Below are 17,532 nucleotides of genomic sequence, written 5' to 3'. Positions count from 1 at the left end.
AACCTAGACTGGAAGGGTCCTACCTGGGTCGGGAGGCACCATGAGCTTCGTACAAATCATCGACTGCAAGACCAGTCGGGTCGACGACCTGAACCGCCTCATGGATCAGTGGGTCGAACAGACCAGGGGCAAGCGGACCGCCACCCACAGCATCGTCGGCAAGGACCGCTCGGACGCCTCCCACATCGTGGAGATCGTCGAGTTCCCCTCCTACGACGTGGCGATGCGGAACTCGCAGCTCCCCGAGACCGACCGGATCTTCCGGGAGATGGTCGCGCTCTGTGACGAGATGCCGACCTTCACCGACCTGGACGTGGTGCGCGACGAGGCGCTGTACAAGACCAACACCCGTCGGCTCCTGGAGATGCTCGCCGGCGAGCCGGAGCTGGCGCTGCTCGACGAGGTGCTGGCCGAGGGGTACCACGACCACGATCCGGTCAACGAGCAGGACGTCATCGGCATGGACGCGGTCCGGCGCGAGGTGCGGATGTGGCGGCAGGGCTTCGACTTCGCCTTCACCGTCGACGACCAGATCGCGGAGGGCGACCGGGTCTGCACCCGCTGGAGCTGGAAGGGCTCCCACACGGGCGACTTCATGGGGCTCCAGCCCACCGGCATGGAGGTGACCATGACCGGGATGGTCATCCACCGTTTCCGGGACGACGGGAAGATCGCGGAGGGCTGGTGGCAGTACGACCTGCTGGGGCTGATGGAGCGGCTCGGCGCGGTGGAGGCGTGAGCCCTACGCGGATCCCCCCATGAGCCCCGCGTGGACCCCTACGTGAGCCCCCCGTGGATCTCTGGGAAACGCCGAGGCCCGGTGCCCCCGCGACGGGGGCACCGGGCCTCGGTGCTCGGCTGCGAGCCGATCGGTTACGAGCCTCAGTGCGAGTGGCCGTGACCGTGGCCGTGGCCGTGGTCCGCGGGCTCCTCTTCCTTCTTCTCCACCACGAGGGTCTCGGTGGTGAGGAGGAGGGAGGCGATCGAGGCGGCGTTCTCCAGGGCGGAGCGCGTCACCTTCACCGGGTCGATGACGCCGGCCTTGACCAGGTCGCCGTACTCGCCGGTGGCCGCGTTGAAGCCCTGGCCCTTGTCGAGCTCCGCCACCTTCGAGGTGATGACGTAGCCCTCGAGGCCGGCGTTCTCGGCGATCCAGCGCAGCGGCTCGACGGCGGCGCGGCGGACGACCGCGACACCCGTGGCCTCGTCGCCGGTCTTGCCGAGGTTGCCCTCGAGGACCTTGACGGCGTGGACCAGAGCGGAGCCACCACCGGAGACGATGCCCTCCTCGACCGCGGCGCGGGTCGCGGAGATGGCGTCCTCCAGACGGTGCTTCTTCTCCTTCAGCTCCACCTCGGTGGCGGCGCCGACCTTGATCACGCACACGCCGCCGGCCAGCTTCGCGAGGCGCTCCTGGAGCTTCTCGCGGTCCCAGTCGGAGTCCGTGGACTCGATCTCGGCCTTGATCTGGCCGACGCGACCGGAGATGTCCTCGGCGTTGCCGCCACCGTCGACGATGGTGGTGGCGTCCTTGGTGATGGTCACGCGGCGGGCGGTGCCGAGCACGTCCAGGCCGGCCTGGTCGAGCTTGAGGCCGACCTCCTCGGCGATGACGGTGGCACCGGTGAGGGTGGCCATGTCGCCGAGCATCGCCTTGCGGCGGTCGCCGAAGCCGGGGGCCTTGACGGCCACCGCGTTGAAGGTGCCACGGATCTTGTTCACGACCAGGGTCGACAGGGCCTCGCCCTCGACGTCCTCGGCGATGATCAGGAGCGGCTTGCTGGCGCCGGCCTGGATGACCTTCTCCAGAATCGGCAGCAGGTCCTGGATCGAGGAGATCTTGCCCTGGTTGATCAGGATGTACGGGTCGTCGAGGACGGCCTCCATACGCTCCTGGTCGGTGACCATGTACGGGGACAGGTAGCCCTTGTCGAAGGCCATGCCCTCGGTGAAGTCGAGCTCCAGACCGAAGGTGTTGGACTCCTCGACGGTGATGACACCGTCCTTGCCGACCTTGTCCATCGCCTCGGCGATGAGCTCGCCGACCTGCTGGTCCTGCGCGGAGAGCGCGGCGACGGCGGCGATGTCGGACTTGTCCTCGATCGGACGGGCGGTCGCGAGGAGCTCCTCGGAGACGGCCTTGACGGCGGCGTCGATGCCCTTCTTCAGGGCGGCCGGGGAGGCACCGGCGGCGACGTTGCGCAGACCCTCGCGGACCAGGGCCTGGGCGAGCACGGTGGCGGTGGTGGTGCCGTCACCCGCGATGTCGTTGGTCTTGGTCGCCACCTCCTTCACCAGCTGGGCGCCGAGGTTCTCGTACGGGTCGTCGATCTCGACCTCGCGGGCGATCGTGACACCGTCGTTGGTGATGGTGGGGGCGCCGAACTTCTTGTCGATGACGACGTTGCGGCCCTTGGGGCCGATCGTCACCTTCACCGTGTCGGCAAGCTTGTTGACGCCGCGCTCAAGGGCGCGACGGGCGTCTTCGTCGAACTTCAGGATCTTCGCCATGGGAGCGGTTCAGCCCTCTCGGAATCGGGTGGAACGAACCGCGCCCCGGGGCGCCTGGAAGAGGCCTCGGGGCGCAGCTCTGAGCATCTGCTTCAGTGCTCGGTACTTCGGTACTTCAGTACTTCGGTGAATTACTTCTCGACGATCGCGAGCACGTCACGGGCCGAGAGGACGAGGTACTCCTCGCCGTTGTACTTCACCTCGGTGCCGCCGTACTTGCTGTACAGCACGACATCGCCGGTCTGGACGTCGAGCGGCAGACGCTCGCCGTTCTCGAAGCGGCCCGGGCCCACGGCCAGGACGACGCCCTCCTGGGGCTTCTCCTTGGCGGTGTCCGGGATGACCAGGCCAGAGGCGGTGGTCTGCTCGGCGTCGAGCGGCTGGACCACAATGCGGTCCTCGAGCGGCTTGATGGCAACCTTGGAGCTGGTGGTCGTCACGATCCGACCTCCCCCTTCGGAGATCACGGGGTTGACTGTCTGAGGTGGCGAACCAGGTGGATCCGTCGTCGCGGGTGCCGGACCTGCCCGTCGCTGTGTTGGCACTCTCCGGTGGGGAGTGCCAGAGCCGAGACTATGACCGCGATTAGCACTCGGTCAAGCGGAGTGCCAATTCCGTGCCGCGCGGCGATTCGGTCTCGGTACGGGGAACGGCTTCCCGCACTCCACGGTTCCGTACGAGGGTTCGACCCATGACGACTTCCCGCCCCCCTGTTCGCACCGGTGCCGACATCGCGTTCGCGTGCGTACTCCTGCTCCTGGAAGGCGTGCTCGTCCTGATCGCCACCTTCGTGCTGGGCATGCGGAAGTGGGGCGAGGCGTACGGCTCGCGGCCCGGGGGGACACCGCCGATGGACTGGGTTCCGGTGCTCGTCCTCGGCGCGATCGCGGCGGGCGTGCTGCTGCTCGGCCTGTCGATGCTGCGCGGGGGCTGGACCCGGTCCGCCTGGGGCCAGTTCTTCGCGGTGGGGCTGCTCGGCCTCGCGACCCTGCTCGTCGCGAACGAGGAATGGTCGCGGTCCCACCCCGCGCCCCCGGCCCGGCGGTCTCCCCGACCCCGTCGTCCGGGGCCCGGTGCGTCTGCCGCAGCGGGGGCGGGCCCTGCGAGTGCCCGGGAGGCTGGAACGCACCCGGCGACTCGGGGGGCGGAGAGGCCGCGCCCGGCGGATCGGTGCGGCCTGCGGCTCGGGATCGGGCAGGCCGCCCCTGAACGGGTCAGGGTCGGGCAGGCCGTGGCGGCTCGGGGAGGGCGCGGCCGGCCGGCCGCTCCGCGGTCGTCGCCGTGTCCCGCGGCTCCGCCGTCCCCACCCGCTCCACCGCCTTCCGCCCGAGCCGTTCGATCGGGTCCACGGCCGAGGCGCACCCGGAGGCGGCGAGGAGCGCACCGGCCAGCACCGCGGCGGCCACCGGCCGACGCGCCCGGATCGGCCTGATCAGCCCGATCAGTCGTCGGCCCGGCTTCCCGGTCACACGTAGTCCTCGAGCTTCGCGACCGCGTACCCCTTCGCCGTGATCACGTTCATCACCCGGCGGATCATGTCGGCCATGCTCCCCTTCCAGTCGCCCTTGCCCCGGAAGTGGGTGAGCACGATGTCGCCGGGGTGCAGGTCCCGGTCCCACTCGCGCCACTCCATGCGGTCGGGGAAGGCCTCGGACGCCCACAGCGGTACGGCCTTGATCCCGCAGGACTTGGCGGCGCGCAGGGTGTTCTCGTTGTAGTTGCCGTACGGCGGGCGGAACAGCGGGGGCCGCTTGCCGAATCGTTTCTCGATGACGTCCTGCATGCCGCAGATCTCGCGCTTCTGCTGCTTGTACGAGAGTCCGGGCAGGTAGGGGTGGTTGAGGGTGTGGTTGTGCAGGGAGACCCCGCCCTCCTGCGACTTCTGCATCCGGGCGAAGTAGCCGTAGTCGTCCTTGACGACGTAGTCGCTGAGGAAGGCGCTGTAGGGGATCCGGAGTTCCTTCATCATCCGCAGCAGTTCGGGGTCCTTCTCCGCCCCGTCGTCGATCGTCAGGAAGACGACCTTCTGCTTGGTCGGCACGGTGGTGAAGACCGGCGGCAGGCCTTCGCCGTCCGTCTCGAAGCCCTTGCGGGTGGTGATCCTCGGCTTGACGGCGGGCGGGGCGGGCGCGTCGAGCGGCGGCCGGGCGAGGCCCCACCTCTTCGCGGCGAGCACACGGGCGGCGCGCTGCGCGCGGACCTTCTCGACGTACGCGTTGAGCGCGCCGGACGCGGCCTGGGCCGGGGCCTGCCGGCCGGCGGCGGGGGCCTGCTGACCGGCGGCGGGGGCCGCGGGCGCACCGGTGACCGGTTCGGGGCCGTCGGAGCAGGCCGTGGCCGTGGAGGCGAGGGCGGCGACGACGAGGGCGGCTCCGAGCACCCGGGACGGACGGTGCACACCGTGTGCCATCTGTTTGTCCTTTTGTCGTATGAGTCGTATGGCGCCGCATCCTGCCAGCGCGGACGCCCGTTCCCGGCCGCGACACCGCCGTACCGCACCCACGTCCCCCGGCCGGCCCACAGCGGCACAGGGCCCACAATGGGACGGGTGACCGACCTCGCCTCCTTCGCCCCCCTCCTCGGCCCCGAGGGACAGACCCTCCTCACCGCCCTGCGCGACTACGACCCCGCGCGGGAGCTGGCGGTGGCCTCCCGGCTGCGCCGCGACCACCCCGCCGAGCTGGTCACGGCGGCCATCGGGCAGGCACGGCTGCGGCAGCGGGCGGTGGCGAAGTTCGGCGCGGAGGACGCGTACCGGATGTACTTCACCCCGAACGGCGTCGAGCAGTCGACCCGCGCCTCGGTCGGCACCCACCGGGCGGCCCGGCTGAAGGCGCTCGGCGTCCGCAGCGTCGCCGACCTCTGCTCCGGGATCGGCGGCGACGCGATCGCCCTGGCCCGCGCCGGGATCTCCGTACTCGCCGTCGACCGCGACCCGCTGACCGCCGAGGCGGCCCGCGCCAACGCCGAGGCGCTCGGCCTCGCGGAGCTGATCGAGGTGCGGTGCGCGGACGTCACCGCCATCGACACCACCCCGTGTGACGCCGTCTTCGTCGACCCCGCGCGGCGCGGCGGGCGGGGCCGGATCTTCGACCCCGAGGCCTACTCCCCGCCGCTGTCCTGGGCGATCGAGGCGGCCCGCCGGGCCCCGCACGCGGCCCTGAAGGTGGCCCCCGGCATCCCGCACGAGGCGGTGCCCGGCGAGGCCGAGGCCGAGTGGATCTCGGACGGCGGGGACGTCAAGGAGGCGGTCCTCTGGTTCGGTACGGAGCCGGGCGCCCGCCGGGCCACGCTGCTCCCCTCGGGCGCGGCCCTCGCCGGCCGGGGCCTGCCCGACCCGGCGGTCCGCCCGGTCGGCCGCTACCTCTACGAGCCGGACGGCGCCGTCATCCGCGCGCATCTGGTCGCCGAGGTGGCGGAGGAGGTGGCCGGCGGCCTGATCGACGCGACGATCGCGTACGTCACGGCGGACGCGCTCGTCCCCACCCCGTACGCCGCCGCCTACGAGATCACCGACGAACTCCCGTTCAACCTGAAGAAGTTGAAGGCCCTGCTGCGGGAGCGCGAGGTCGGCACCCTGACGGTGAAGAAGCGCGGCTCGGCGGTGGAGCCCGAGGAGATCCGCCGCAAGGTGAAACCGAAGGGACCGAACGCGGCGACGGTCCTGCTCACGCGAGTGGCGGGCGCCCCGACGATGCTGATCGGCCACCCGGCGAGGCCCGGCGCCGGCCGCTGAGGCCCGGTGTCAGCCCCTGGGTCTCAGCGCCGGCCGCCCGTCAGGCGTATCGCGAGGCGGTAGTGGCCGACGGCCTTCGCCAGGCCCGTCAGCCCCGTGTTCCAGAGGATCAGGGCGACGCCCATGCCGTAGGCGACCATGCCGTATCCGTCGTCCCGGCTGACACCAGCCGGGACCGCGAAGCCCATCCACGGACCGAGCCCGCACATCGCGAGGGACAGCAGCGGCCAGCAGACGCTGAGGACGGGGCGCGCAGCCGGGCGTCCGTCGGACCGTGCCGGTCCAGGGCGGCCCACAGGACGAGGCGCTCCCGGACGGTCCGGTCGCGGCGCAGGCCGCGGACCACCAGCCACACGGCCGTACCGAGCACGCCGACGCCCGGGAGCGCCGTGAAGAGGCCCGTCAGCAGGACGATCGGGTCGGGTACCGGCCTGCCGAGCGAGACGAGAAGGACGCTCAACAGCCCCCAGCCCAGTCGGAGCAGGAAGAACCCGAGCAGGAACGTCACGAGCCGCCCGCCGCCGGGCAGCCGCCCGCCGAGCTCGTCGAGGGCCGACGCCCGGTCCGCGAGCCGCGCGTCCCGGTCGGGCCGGCTCCGGAGCTCGACGGGCGGAGGCGGCGGAGGCAGCGGGATGCGCGGGGACATGCCAAGCACTCCATGGGAGCGCCTCACCGGCCCGGCCGGACGTCCTCGGAGGCCCGCCCACCGGCCCGACGGACCCCCGGGGCCCTGGTGGGCGCGTCCTCACCGGCCGCCCCGCGACTCCCGCGTCCTCACCGGCCGCCCGACGACTCCCGCGCCCTCCCCAACAGCAGCGCCCGCTCGCTCTCGTTGCGGGTGAGCGCGGCCGCCCGCTCGAACTCCGCGCGGGCCTCCGCCGGTCTGCCGAGCCTGGCCAGCAGGTCGCCCCGCACGCTCGGCAGCAGGTGGTAGTGCGCCAGGGCGGGTTCCGCGGCGAGGGCGTCGACGATCGGAAGGGCCGCCGCGGGGCCCTCGGCCATCGACACGGCGACCGCGCGGTTCAGTTCGACGACCGGGGAGGGAGCGAGGAGGCCCAGCCGCCCGTAGAGCGCGGCGATGGTCGCCCAGTCGGTCTCCTCGTACGAGGCGGCCCGCGCGTGGCAGGCGGCGATGGCGGCCTGGAGGGCGTACGGCCCGTACGAGCGCCCGTCCCCGGCCCGCTCCAGGGCGGCGAACCCGCGCCGGACCATCAGCCGGTTCCAGTGCCGCCGGTCCTGCGCGGCGAGCAGCACCGGCCGTCCGCCGGGCCCGGTCCTGGCCGCCGCCCGGGAGGCCTGGAGCTCCAACAGGGCGGCCAGGCCCTGTGCTTCGCCCTCCTGCGGCACGAGGGCGGCGAGGCACCGGGCCAGTCGCAGCGCGTCCTCGCACAGGCCGGGCCGCAACAGGTCGTCGCCGGCGGTCGCCGCGTACCCCTCGTTGAAGATCAGGTAGATCACTTCGAGGACGGAACCGAGCCGGGCCGCCCGGTCCTCCCCGTACGGCACCTCGAACTCGACGCCCGCCTTCGCGAGCGTCCGCTTGGCGCGGGTGATCCGCGCCGCGACCGTCGCCTCCGGTACGAGGAAGGCGCGGGCGATCTCGTCCGTGCGGAGCCCGCCGACGAGCCGCAGGGTCAGGGCCGCCCGCGCCTCGGCCGAGAGCACCGGATGGCAGGCGGTGAAGATCAGCCGCAGCACGTCGTCGTCGATGTCGCCGGGTCCGGTGGGCTCGGGGTCGTACGACTCCTCCGTGAGCGTCCTGCCCACCTCCGCGAGCTTCCGGGCGTACGTCTCGCGCCGCCGCACGAGGTCGACGGCGCGGTGCTTGGCGGTGGCCGTCAGCCAGGCGCCAGGCCGCTCCGGGACCCCTGCCAGCGGCCACTGCTCCAGGGCGGCGACGAGCGCGTCCTGGGCGATCTCCTCGGCGATGCCGACGTCGCGGACGATCCGCGCCGCGGTGGCGACGATCCGCGCCGACTCCATCCGGAACACCGTCTCCAGTGTGCTTTCCACCGTCATGTCCCACATGACAGCACAGGGGTCGGACAGTGCGGCCGGGCCGGCCCTCCGGCATCCGTACGGGTCAGCCCTCCGGCATCTCCTCGACCTCGCGGACCTCCAGGCCGACCTTCCAGTGCGGCGGGTGGACGGCCAGGAAGCGCTTCCCCCACTCGACGGCCTCGGCCATGTCCTTGCACTGGAGCATGGCGTAGCCGCCGACGACCTCCTTGGTCTCGGTGAACGGTCCGTCGGTGTACGACAGCTTCCCGTCCGACCAGGTGATCCGGGTGGCCTCGGCGGTCGGCCTGAGCCCGGCCGTGTCCACCATGGCGCCGGCCTTGCTGATCTCCTCGAAGAGCGCGCCCATGCGCTCCTCGAAGCCGGGGTCGGCGCTCTCCATGTCGATGGTGTTCTCCTCGATCCGGACGAGGGACAGGAAGCGGGGCATGACGGCTCCTCGGGGGTGCGGTGGCGGGGCCGTTCCCCGCCTTCCACACATACGTCGAACGGGCCGGGCCCGCATCGACACCACGCCCGGGGAATTTCCTACACGTAGTCCTCGAGCCGGGCCACGGTGAAGCCCTGCTCCTGGATGCGGCGCAGCATGGTGGCCGTCATCTCCGTCATCGTCCGGCCCTTGAGCTCGGACGGGCCCCGGAAGTGGGCCAGGATGATGTCGCCGGGACGCAGCTTCCGGTCGCCGCGCTGGTACTGCATGTTCTTGATCTGCATGGACTCGCGCCACAGCACGATCGCGTCGACGCCGCACTCGCCGGCCGCCGCGCGCGTGGCCTCGTTCCAGTTGCCGTAGGGCGGGCGGAAGAGTCGCGGGGCCTGACCGTAACGGTTCTTCAGCTTCGTCTGCTGACCGCAGATCTCCCGGCGCTGGGCGTCCTGGGAGAGGGTGCGCAGGTTCGGGTGGGTGAGGGTGTGGTTGGCGAGGCCGTGGCCCTGGGCGACGAGCGGCGCGAAGTAGGCGTAGTCGGCGCGGATGGCCGAGTCGGTGAGGAACATCGTGACCGGGACCTTGAGGTCCTTCATCATCGTGACGAACTCGGGGTCCTTCTCCGCCCCGTCGTCGATCGTGATGAAGACGATCTTCTCGGTGGTGGGGATGTCGCTGATGACGGGGACCGGGCCGCCGGGCGGCCGGACGACCGGCTTGGTCGCGGGCGGGGCCGGCGGCGGCGCGAAGGGCTCGAGACCCCACTTGCGGTACGCGGCGGCGGCGCCCGCGGCCCCGGGGGCCGCGTCGGGGGCTGCGGGCGCCCCGGGCGCCTTGTCACCGGCGGCACGGTCACCGGCGGCACGGCCTCCGGTGTTCCCTCCGGCGGTCTCGTCCGCCGAGGGACCCCCCTCGTGCCCGGCCGGCGTCCTCGGGGCGTGCGCGACGGGGTCCTCCGCCGCGCAGCCGGTCACCAGGAGGGTGGCGGCGGTGAGGGCCGCCCACAGCGCGATCGTCTTCTTCACGCGTTGTGGGATGCCCGCCCGGGTCGAAAGGTTGCTCGAGTCTCGCCCGTTCCACCGATCCGGCCTCGCCTATTCCACCGATTCGAAGCGCCAGCGGTGGACCGGACGGGTGATCAGCTCCGCGTCCGGCTCCGGAAGCTCGGGCAGCTCCGCGTCGAACGACGCCGTCTCCCACCAGGTGAGGACGAGGACCCGGTCCTGGGGGGCGCGGAGGATCTCCCGGCGCACCGGCTCGTACGGGAGGACCTGGGCCCTGGCCCACTCCAGGAGCTCGGCGCCCCGGCCCTGGGCGGCCCGCGCCTCCCACATGAGCGTCACGGTGGTCACGGGTACAGGTTCTCCTTGCTGACCTCGTGCACGTGGTCGTGGTCGTGGTCGTGCGCGTGATTCCCCGGCACGTGCGGGTCCGTCACCGGAAGCGACGAGTCCGCCGACAGTTCCAGGTCGGAGGCCGGCCGGTTGCGGGCGACCATCTCGGAGCCGAGGGCCGCGACCATGGCGCCGTTGTCCGTGCACAGGCCGGGACGCGGCACCCGCAGCCGGATGCCGGCCCGCTCGCAGCGCTCCTCGGCGAGGGCCCGCAGGCGCGAGTTGGCGGCGACGCCGCCGCCGATCATCAGATGGTCGACGCCCTCGTCCTTGCAGGCCCGGACGGCCTTGCGGGTGAGCACGTCGACGACCGCCTCCTGGAAGGACGCGGCCACGTCCCGTACCGGCACCTCCTCGCCGGCCGCCCGCTTGGCCTCGATCCAGCGGGCCACGGCGGTCTTGAGACCGGAGAAGGAGAAGTCGTACGCGGGGTCCCTGGAGCCGCTCAGGCCGCGCGGGAACGCGATGGCGGCCGGATCGCCCTCCTTGGCGAGCCGGTCGATGACCGGTCCGCCGGGGAAGCCGAGGTCGAGGACGCGGGCGATCTTGTCGAAGGCCTCGCCGGCCGCGTCGTCGATGGTGGCGCCGAGGGGGCGCACGTCGGAGGTGATGTCGGCGGAGAGCAGCAGCGAGGAATGGCCGCCGGAGACGAGCAGGGCCATCGTCGGCTCGGGCAGCTTGCCGTGCTCCAGCTGGTCGACGCAGATGTGGGAGGCGAGGTGGTTGACGCCGTAGAGCGGCTTGCCGAGGGCGTAGGCGTAGGCCTTGGCGGCCGAGACGCCGACGAGCAGGGCGCCCGCGAGGCCGGGTCCTGCGGTGACGGCGATGCCGTCGAGGTCCCTGGCGGAGATACCGGCCGTCCTGAGGGCGCGCTCGATCGTCGGGACCATCGCCTCCAGGTGGGCGCGGGAGGCGATCTCGGGCACGACGCCGCCGAAGCGGGCGTGGGTGTCGACGCTGGAGGCGACGGCGTCGGCGAGGAGCGTGGTCCCGTGGACGATGCCGACGCCGGTCTCGTCACAGGAGGTCTCGATGCCGAGTACGAGCGGTTCGTCAGCAGCCATCAGTCATTCCAGCCATGAGTCGGTACGGTCCAGTCATGAGTCGGCGCGGTCCGGCCGTGGGTCGGCGCGGCCCGGCCGTGGGTCGATACGCCCCGGCCGTAGGCCGGTACGGCCCGGCCACGAGTCGGTACGGCCCGGCCGGGGGTCGGTACGGCCCGGCCGGGGGTCGACGCGCCCCGGCCACGAGTCGGTACGGACATCAGATCTCGGTCCCGGTTCCTTGAACGGTCAGTCGCATCACGAGCGCGTCCACGTTTCCGGGCTGGTAGTAGCCGCGCCGGAAACCGATGGGCTCGAAACCGAAGCGCTCGTAGAGCTTCTGGGCCCGGACGTTGTCCACGCGCACTTCGAGGAGCACCTCGTCGCACTCGAAGGCGGTGGCTTCCTTGAGGAGTTCGGTGAGGAGCCGGGCGCCGAGGCCGGTGCCCCACTGGTCGCGGGCGACGGCGATCGTCTGCACGTCGCCGAGTCCGCCGGCGGCGGCGAGCCCGGCGTAGCCGACGAGCCGCCCCTCACCGTCCTCCGCGACGATGTAGCGGCGGGTGGCCCGCGGTCCGCGCGCGTGCGCGAGCTCCGACCAGAACATCCCCGCCGACCAGGCGTCCTCGGGGAACAGCTCGTCCTCGAGGGTCAGCACCGGCGCGATGTCCCACCAGCGCATCTCGCGCAGTTCCACGGCGCCGGTCACTGGGGTGTGACCACCTTGTAGTTCTTCGGCACCTGCGCGTCGGGGCGGCGCAGGTACATCGGCAGCGGGTCGAGGAAGCCGTCCCCGCCGGCCGTCAGCTTCTCCGCGGCGAGCGCGGCGAGCGCCGCCGCCGACTGGTGCTCGGGGTCGCGGGCGTCGGGGAAGGCCTCGGGGTAGAGGCGGGCGCCCGCGCCGACGACCGGGAGGCCGGCGAGCCGCTCGGCGATGTCGGCGGGCCGGTCGACGGCCGCGTCGGTGACGCGCGTGCGGGAGTCGTCGTACCGCGCCCAGTAGACCTCCTTGCGCCGCGCGTCCGTGGCGACGGCGAAGGGACCGTCGATGCCGGAGGCGTACGCGAGGCCGTCGAGGGTGCAGAGGCCGTGGACCGGCACGCCGAGGGCGGAGGAGAAGGTCGCGGCCGTGACGAGGCCGACGCGCAGGCCCGTGTACGGGCCGGGGCCGACACCGACGACGACGCCGGTGAGCGCGTCGAGCGTGAGCCCGGCCTCCTTGAGGACCCGGTCGACGGCGGGCAGCAGCAGCTCCCCGTGGCGGCGGGCGTCGACCTGACCCGACGAGGCGACGACGGCCTCGCCGTCGTGGAGGGCGACGGTGACGGCGGGGGTGGCGGTATCCATGGCGAGCAACAGCACGCGAACAGCCTACGGCTCCCGGGCACGGTGCCCGGCCCCCCGCTCCCCCGGCTGCTACCGTCACCCTTCGATACGTTCGTACGAGAGGTGGGCACGGTGGCACGGAGCAGCTCGGGATTCGTGGCCGGGCTCACGGCGGCGGCCGTCGCCGCGGTCGCCTTCCTCGCGTACCAGGCCTCGGCCAACGTCCCCGCCGATCTGGCGCAGAAGCCTCGGACGCCGGGCACGACCGCCCCGTCGGTCTCGCCGAGCGGCGGCCCGAAGCAGCCCGCGAGGAACCCGCTCGCGATCCCGGTGAACTCGGGCAGCGGCGAGCGGGTCGTGTACGCGCTCGCCGACCGCCGGGTGTGGCTGGTCGACGCGAAGGGCAGGGCGACCCGTACGTTCACGGTGATGCCGAGCACGGTGGACCCGCTGCCCGGGGCGTACAAGGTGACGTCCCGTTCGGGCTCGGTCCGCGGCTCGGACGGCGTGCAGATCGAGCACGTGGTGCGGTTCGCGACGGCCGAGGACGTGGCGATCGGCTTCAGCGCGGCGGTCGACGGCTCGACGCCGAGCCCGGACCCGACGAGGAAGACGGGCGGCATCCGCATGAAGCGGGCCGACGGGGACGCGCTGTGGATGTTCGCGGTGATCGGCGCGAAGGTCGTCGTCGTCGCCTGAGCCGTGGTGACGGCGGTGACGGCGGTGACGGCGGTGACGGCGGTGACGGCAACCGTATGCCCGAGCGACCGACGCCGACGCCGACAGTGACCGTACGCCCGGTGACCGGCGTCGACGACGGCCGTACGCCCGGATCATCGGCGTCCTGCCGCCACCGTCCTACGCGGCCTCGTCCCGCGCGTCCCGCACGTCCTGCGGCCGCAGCCCTCCGTCGGGCCCTTCCAGCCCCTCCTCTTCCCGCTCCGGCCGGATCCGGGGCGGGGTCGAGAGGGTCTGGGCGGCCACGCAGGACGCCAGCAGCTCACTCATCGAGACGTGGTCCCGGATGTGTTCCGCGCGCTTCGGCGTCGCCATGCATGCCTCCCGTAGGTTAGGTAGACCTAACCAGCTCGTGCATCCATGTCACCACGGCACGTGCGAACGACGCAACACCTTCCCGACGCGTTGTCGGAATCTACGTCTCCGCCTCCCGGCCCTCGGAGCGCACCCAGGTCAGCCGGGTCAGAGCGCACCCAGGTCCTCGTCGGCCCAGCGCGGGCCGATCCCGCGCAGGACGACCGTGCGCCGGTCGTCGTCGGTGTCGCCGGTCACCCGGTGGATCAGGAGGTGCAGCCGGTCGTCGGTCAGCTCCTCGACCTTGCCGTCACCCCACTCGACGACGATCACCGACTCGGGCAGCGAGACGTCCAGGTCGAGGTCCTCCATCTCGTCGAGACCGCCGCCGAGGCGGTACGCGTCCACGTGCACGAGGGCCGGGCCGCCGGTCAGGGACGGGTGGACGCGGGCGATGACGAAGGTCGGGGAGGTGACGGCGCCCCGCACCCCGAGCCCCTCGCCGAGGCCCCGGGTCAGGGTGGTCTTCCCGGCGCCGAGCTCGCCGGTGAGCATGACGAGGTCGCCGGGACGGAGGATCTTCGCGAGGCGTCGGCCGAGCTCCTGCATCTGCTGGGGGGAGTCGACGGAGAGGGTGGCGCCGGAGACGGGCGGGTGCGCTGCTTCCATGCACGCCAATTTAGTCGTTGCGGATGTCCGGCTCCGCCGCCGTGACCGTCGCCACCGCCGTCCCGGGGACGGCCCCGGCCCGTACCAGCAGGTCGGCGAGGCGGTCGGTGACCGCCTCCGGGTGCTCCAGCATCACCAGATGGCCCCCGTCGGGGACTATGACGAGTTCCGCGTCGGGGAGCAGATCGGCGATGGCCTCGGTGTGGGAACTGGGCGTCACCAGGTCGTTGTCCCCGGCGAGCGCGAGCACCGGCAGGTCCCGGAAGACGGGCAGGGCGGCGGCCTTGTCGTGCTCGGCGAAGGCCGGGTAGAAGGCGGCGACGACGTCGATCGGGGTCGACTCGATCATCCGCTCCGCGAAGCGGGCCACCGCCGGGTCCACGTCCCTCGACGCGAACGAGTACTTCTTGATCAGCCCCGCGAACAGGTCCGCGGTCGCCCTGCGGCCCCTCTCGACCAGCTCCGCCTGGGCGCCGAGCGCCCGCAGCACGCCCGGCAGGACCCGGCGGACGGCGTTCACGCCGGCCATCGGCAGCCCGTACGACACCTCCGCCAGCTTCCCCGCCGAGGTGCCGACGAAGGCCGCGCCGACCACCCGCTCGCGGACGAACTCCGGATAGCGGTCGGCGAGCGCCATCATCGTCATGCCGCCCATCGAGTGCCCGACGAGGACGAGCGGGCCCTCCGGCGCGGCGACGTCGAGCACCGCCTTGAGGTCGCGGCCCAGCTGGTCGATGGAGACGGACACCGCGCCGGGGCCGCCCTGGGAGACGCCGAGGCCGGAGCGGCCGTGGCTGCGCTGGTCCCAGTGGACGGTACGGACGAGACCGCGCAGCGCCGCCCGCTGGAAGTGCCAGGAGTCCTGGTTGAGGCAGTAGCCGTGGCTGAAGACGACGGTGACGGGCGCGGGCTCCTTGCGTCCGAAGAGCCGGCGGCGGCGGGCGGGCGGGGCGTCCGCCTCGACCTCGTCCACCTCGTAGTACAGGACGGTCGAGTCGTCGGCGAGCGCCCGGCCGGGGGTCCCGCGCAGACCGCCGTACGGGCCGGTGGCGTCGAGCGCGAGCCGCGCCTTCTGGCGTACGGAGCGGCCGACGGTGAGCCGCTCGACGGCGACCCCGGCGGCCGCGCCGGCGGCCAGGACGCCTATCGCGGCGCCGGCGAACCCGGCGCGCCGCCAGCTGGTGGTGCCCGTACCGCCTGCCTCGACCACGTCGGCCCCCCTACTCGCCCAGGTACACGCGCGGGACGCGCGCGCCGATCCGGGTGACGATCTCGTACGCGATGGTGTCGGCGGCCACCGCCCAGTCCTCGGCGGTCGGCTCGCCCCCCTCGCCGGAACCGAAGAGCACGGCCTCGGTGCCCGGCGCGGGCTCGTCCCCGCCGAGATCGACGACGAACTGGTCCATGGCGACCCGTCCGGCGACCGTGCGGACCGTGCCGTCGACGAGGACGGGACCGCGGCCCGAGGCGTGCCGGGGGACGCCGTCGGCGTAGCCGAGGGGAACGAGCCCGAGGGTGGTCTCGCCCTCGGTGACGTAGTGGTGCCCGTAACTCACCCCGTGCCCGCCCGGCACCCGCTTGACGAGCGCGACGCTGCCCTTCAGCGACATGACCGGCTTCAGTCCGAGCTCGGCGGCGGTGCCGAGCTCGGGGCTCGGCGAGACGCCGTACAGCGCGATGCCGGGCCGGACCAGGTCGAAGTGGGCCTCGGGGAGGGTGAGGGTGGCGGGCGAGTTGGCGATGTGCCGGACCTCGGGGGCGACACCGGCCCGCTCGGCGTGGTCGAGCATCGAGCGGAAGACGTCGAGCTGGGCGGCGATGGAGGGGTGGTGGGGCTCGTCGGCGCACGCGAAGTGCGACCAGAGCCCGGTGACCTTGACGAGACCGTCGGCCTCCCCCTTCAGCGCCGCTTCCACGAGCTCGGGCCAGTCGGCGGGCTGGCAGCCGTTGCGCCCGAGCCCGGTGTCGGCCTTGAGCTGGATACGGGCGGTCCCCCCGGTCCTCCTGGCCGCGTCGAGAACCTCCTCCAGGGCCCACATCCCGCTCACGGACATGTCGAGGCCGGCCTCGATCCCCCGGTCCCACGGATCCCCGGGCGTCCAGAGCCAGCACATGACCGGCACGTCGACGATCCCGGCGGCCCGCAGCGCGAGCGCCTCGTGCGGCGTGGCCGTCCCGAGCCAGTCCGCGCCCGCGTCCAGGGCGGCGCGGGCACACCGGACGGCGCCGTGTCCGTACGCGTCGGCCTTGACCACGGCCATGATCCGGACATGGGGGGCGACGCGGGCGCGCAGCGTGCGGACGTTCGCACGCAGCGCGCCGAGGTCGATCTCGGCGCGGGCTCTGCGGGGCGGCGGTGTCTCAGTCATCGCGCCCAGTCTCTCAGGTGTCAGCCACCGGGCCGCTTTCCCCAGATGTAGACCCGGTCACCCTTGCGCAGCACGTCCCAGAGTTTCCGGGCGCCCCCATAGCCGAGATTGACGCAGCCGCGGCTGCCGGTGGGCGTGGCGAGCTGCCCGTAGACGGCGTGGAAGGCCTGGCCGCCGTCGAAGAACTGGGCGTACGGCATGGGGGTGTCGTAGATGGAGGACCAGTGGTCCTTGTTCCGCCAGTAGACGGAGTGCCAGCCGGTACGGGTCGCGTACCCGGGCCGTCCGCTCCGGATGTTGACGACGGCGAACGTGACCTTCTTGTCCTTGCGGACCCACATGAGCTGCCGGTCGAGGTCGACGCAGGCCACGGTGTACTTCTTCACCGGGCAGCGCCGGCCGGGGTCGAGGTCCTTCCGGGCGGCGAGCAGCTCGGCCCTGGCCCAGGTGACGGGTCCGGCGTACCCGTTGGCCGGTTTGATCTTCTCCTTGACCTGGAAGGCGCGGATCGCCCGGCAGTCGGCGGCGGACTGCTTCCCGTCGACACGGAGCTTCAACAGCCGCTCGACCTGCCGCTGGTGCGTCCCGGTGGTGGCGGTACAGGCGTCCCCGACGGCACTCCGGGGCATGTACTCGACCAGCCCGTCGGCCTCCCCCTCCGGCTCGGGCACGGGTACGCCCCCCTCGGACCGCAACGGCGGCAGCACCTGATCGGGCGTATCCATCGGGTACTCGCTCCGCCCGCCCCCGGCCACACCGGGCACGAGCACGTCCCCGTCGGCACCGGCCACGGCCCCGGGTCCGGGTCCGGGCTCGGCCCCGGGCTCATCGGCGAGGGCGACGGGTCCGACCGCGAGCGCGGCGGCGAGAGCGAACGACAACGACGCGACACGGCTTCTGCTTCTCCGACTGATCACCCCACCCACCCAAACCCCACCCACCCCGCCGAGCACGCCGGGAAAGGCAGCCGGGGCAACGAATTCGCCCGAGCGGGGGCCCCGACCGA

20 protein-coding genes and 1 pseudogene are annotated in these 17,532 nt (G+C 72.7%); 4 read left to right on the top strand and 17 right to left on the bottom strand.

Annotation, left to right across the window (positions count from 1 at the left end):
- Positions 1 to 40: 40 nt before the first annotated feature.
- Positions 41 to 739: an ester cyclase gene (locus tag ACFWUY_RS16960; RefSeq protein ID WP_384108103.1), complete on the top strand. Its 699-nt coding sequence runs from the start codon at positions 41 to 43 to the stop codon at positions 737 to 739.
- 143 nt (positions 740 to 882) lie between these two features.
- Here the strand turns inward: ACFWUY_RS16960 and groL are convergent, their stop codons facing one another.
- Positions 883 to 2,511: a chaperonin GroEL gene (gene groL / locus ACFWUY_RS16955; RefSeq protein ID WP_384108100.1), complete on the bottom strand. Its 1,629-nt coding sequence runs from the start codon at positions 2,509 to 2,511 to the stop codon at positions 883 to 885.
- Between the two features lie 131 nt (positions 2,512 to 2,642).
- Positions 2,643 to 2,951, bottom strand: a complete 309-nt coding sequence (groES, locus tag ACFWUY_RS16950; protein WP_384108098.1) for a co-chaperone GroES — start codon at positions 2,949 to 2,951, stop codon at positions 2,643 to 2,645.
- Positions 2,952 to 3,202: 251 nt separating this feature from the next.
- Between groES and ACFWUY_RS16945 the strand changes: the two are divergent.
- Positions 3,203 to 3,544: pseudogene (locus ACFWUY_RS16945) on the top strand (DUF6234 family protein); the annotation flags it as partial.
- Positions 3,545 to 3,725: 181 nt separating this feature from the next.
- On the opposite strand, the gene ACFWUY_RS16940 reads toward ACFWUY_RS16945, so the two are convergent.
- Together ACFWUY_RS16940 and ACFWUY_RS16935 are read right to left on the bottom strand one after the other, a co-directional pair.
- Positions 3,726 to 3,980 carry a hypothetical protein gene (locus ACFWUY_RS16940; protein WP_384108219.1) on the bottom strand — a complete coding sequence of 85 codons (255 nt, stop codon included), beginning with the start codon at positions 3,978 to 3,980 and terminating at the stop codon, positions 3,726 to 3,728.
- The gene (locus ACFWUY_RS16935; protein ID WP_384108096.1) at positions 3,977 to 4,921 is read right to left on the bottom strand and encodes a polysaccharide deacetylase family protein; all 945 of its coding nucleotides are present in this window, start codon (positions 4,919 to 4,921) and stop codon (positions 3,977 to 3,979) included. Before ACFWUY_RS16935 ends, ACFWUY_RS16940 begins: the two co-directional genes overlap by 4 nt.
- A 129-nt stretch (positions 4,922 to 5,050) precedes the next feature.
- Between ACFWUY_RS16935 and ACFWUY_RS16930 the strand changes: the two genes are divergently transcribed.
- The gene (locus ACFWUY_RS16930) at positions 5,051 to 6,247 is read left to right on the top strand and encodes an SAM-dependent methyltransferase (protein ID WP_384108094.1); all 1,197 of its coding nucleotides are present in this window, start codon (positions 5,051 to 5,053) and stop codon (positions 6,245 to 6,247) included.
- 109 nt (positions 6,248 to 6,356) lie between these two features.
- Here the strand turns inward: ACFWUY_RS16930 and ACFWUY_RS16925 are convergent, their stop codons facing one another.
- From ACFWUY_RS16925 to tsaB, 8 genes are all read right to left on the bottom strand, one after another.
- Positions 6,357 to 6,893, bottom strand: coding sequence for a hypothetical protein (locus ACFWUY_RS16925; protein WP_384108091.1), 537 nt, complete (start codon positions 6,891 to 6,893; stop codon positions 6,357 to 6,359).
- A gap of 128 nt (positions 6,894 to 7,021) precedes the next feature.
- Complete coding sequence (locus tag ACFWUY_RS16920; RefSeq protein ID WP_384108089.1) at positions 7,022 to 8,266, bottom strand: RNA polymerase sigma factor; 1,245 nt, start codon at positions 8,264 to 8,266, stop codon at positions 7,022 to 7,024.
- Positions 8,267 to 8,330: 64 nt separating this feature from the next.
- Positions 8,331 to 8,696 carry a YciI family protein gene (locus tag ACFWUY_RS16915; protein ID WP_384108085.1) on the bottom strand — a complete coding sequence of 122 codons (366 nt, stop codon included), beginning with the start codon at positions 8,694 to 8,696 and terminating at the stop codon, positions 8,331 to 8,333.
- Between the two features lie 98 nt (positions 8,697 to 8,794).
- Positions 8,795 to 9,718 carry a polysaccharide deacetylase family protein gene (locus ACFWUY_RS16910; RefSeq protein ID WP_384108083.1) on the bottom strand — a complete coding sequence of 308 codons (924 nt, stop codon included), beginning with the start codon at positions 9,716 to 9,718 and terminating at the stop codon, positions 8,795 to 8,797.
- Positions 9,719 to 9,787: 69 nt separating this feature from the next.
- On the bottom strand, positions 9,788 to 10,027 hold the full coding sequence (locus ACFWUY_RS16905) for a hypothetical protein (protein ID WP_384108215.1): 240 nt from the start codon (positions 10,025 to 10,027) through the stop codon (positions 9,788 to 9,790).
- Between the two features lie 14 nt (positions 10,028 to 10,041).
- On the bottom strand, positions 10,042 to 11,151 hold the full coding sequence (gene tsaD, locus ACFWUY_RS16900; protein WP_384108080.1) for a tRNA (adenosine(37)-N6)-threonylcarbamoyltransferase complex transferase subunit TsaD: 1,110 nt from the start codon (positions 11,149 to 11,151) through the stop codon (positions 10,042 to 10,044).
- Positions 11,152 to 11,350: 199 nt separating this feature from the next.
- Complete coding sequence (gene rimI, locus ACFWUY_RS16895) at positions 11,351 to 11,812, bottom strand: ribosomal protein S18-alanine N-acetyltransferase (RefSeq protein ID WP_384108213.1); 462 nt, start codon at positions 11,810 to 11,812, stop codon at positions 11,351 to 11,353.
- A 23-nt stretch (positions 11,813 to 11,835) separates the two neighbouring features.
- On the bottom strand, positions 11,836 to 12,492 hold the full coding sequence (tsaB, locus tag ACFWUY_RS16890; RefSeq protein WP_384108075.1) for a tRNA (adenosine(37)-N6)-threonylcarbamoyltransferase complex dimerization subunit type 1 TsaB: 657 nt from the start codon (positions 12,490 to 12,492) through the stop codon (positions 11,836 to 11,838).
- A 120-nt stretch (positions 12,493 to 12,612) separates the two neighbouring features.
- Here tsaB and ACFWUY_RS16885 point away from each other — a divergent pair, with 120 nt between their 5' ends.
- Positions 12,613 to 13,155 carry a hypothetical protein gene (locus ACFWUY_RS16885; protein WP_384108211.1) on the top strand — a complete coding sequence of 181 codons (543 nt, stop codon included), beginning with the start codon at positions 12,613 to 12,615 and terminating at the stop codon, positions 13,153 to 13,155.
- 159 nt (positions 13,156 to 13,314) lie between these two features.
- On the opposite strand, the gene ACFWUY_RS16880 is transcribed toward ACFWUY_RS16885, so the two are convergent.
- From ACFWUY_RS16880 to ACFWUY_RS16860, 5 genes are all read right to left on the bottom strand, one after another.
- Entirely contained in the window at positions 13,315 to 13,509 is a 195-nt protein-coding gene (locus ACFWUY_RS16880; protein ID WP_384108073.1) for a hypothetical protein, read from the bottom strand.
- A gap of 147 nt (positions 13,510 to 13,656) precedes the next feature.
- Complete coding sequence (gene tsaE, locus ACFWUY_RS16875) at positions 13,657 to 14,157, bottom strand: tRNA (adenosine(37)-N6)-threonylcarbamoyltransferase complex ATPase subunit type 1 TsaE (RefSeq protein WP_384108070.1); 501 nt, start codon at positions 14,155 to 14,157, stop codon at positions 13,657 to 13,659.
- Between the two features lie 10 nt (positions 14,158 to 14,167).
- On the bottom strand, positions 14,168 to 15,367 hold the full coding sequence (locus ACFWUY_RS16870; protein WP_384108068.1) for an alpha/beta fold hydrolase: 1,200 nt from the start codon (positions 15,365 to 15,367) through the stop codon (positions 14,168 to 14,170).
- A gap of 10 nt (positions 15,368 to 15,377) precedes the next feature.
- Positions 15,378 to 16,526, bottom strand: coding sequence for an alanine racemase (alr, locus tag ACFWUY_RS16865; protein ID WP_384108066.1), 1,149 nt, complete (start codon positions 16,524 to 16,526; stop codon positions 15,378 to 15,380).
- Positions 16,527 to 16,546: 20 nt separating this feature from the next.
- Positions 16,547 to 17,407, bottom strand: a complete 861-nt coding sequence (locus ACFWUY_RS16860) for a L,D-transpeptidase family protein (protein WP_384108062.1) — start codon at positions 17,405 to 17,407, stop codon at positions 16,547 to 16,549.
- Positions 17,408 to 17,532 lie beyond the last annotated feature (125 nt).

It is taken from the genome of Streptomyces sp. NPDC058664 (assembly GCF_042716635.1).
In the GTDB taxonomy this organism is placed as follows: Bacteria; Actinomycetota; Actinomycetes; order Streptomycetales; family Streptomycetaceae; genus Streptomyces.
Note: the sequence above shows the minus strand (reverse complement) of the source record. Positions and strands in the feature narration are given on the sequence as shown.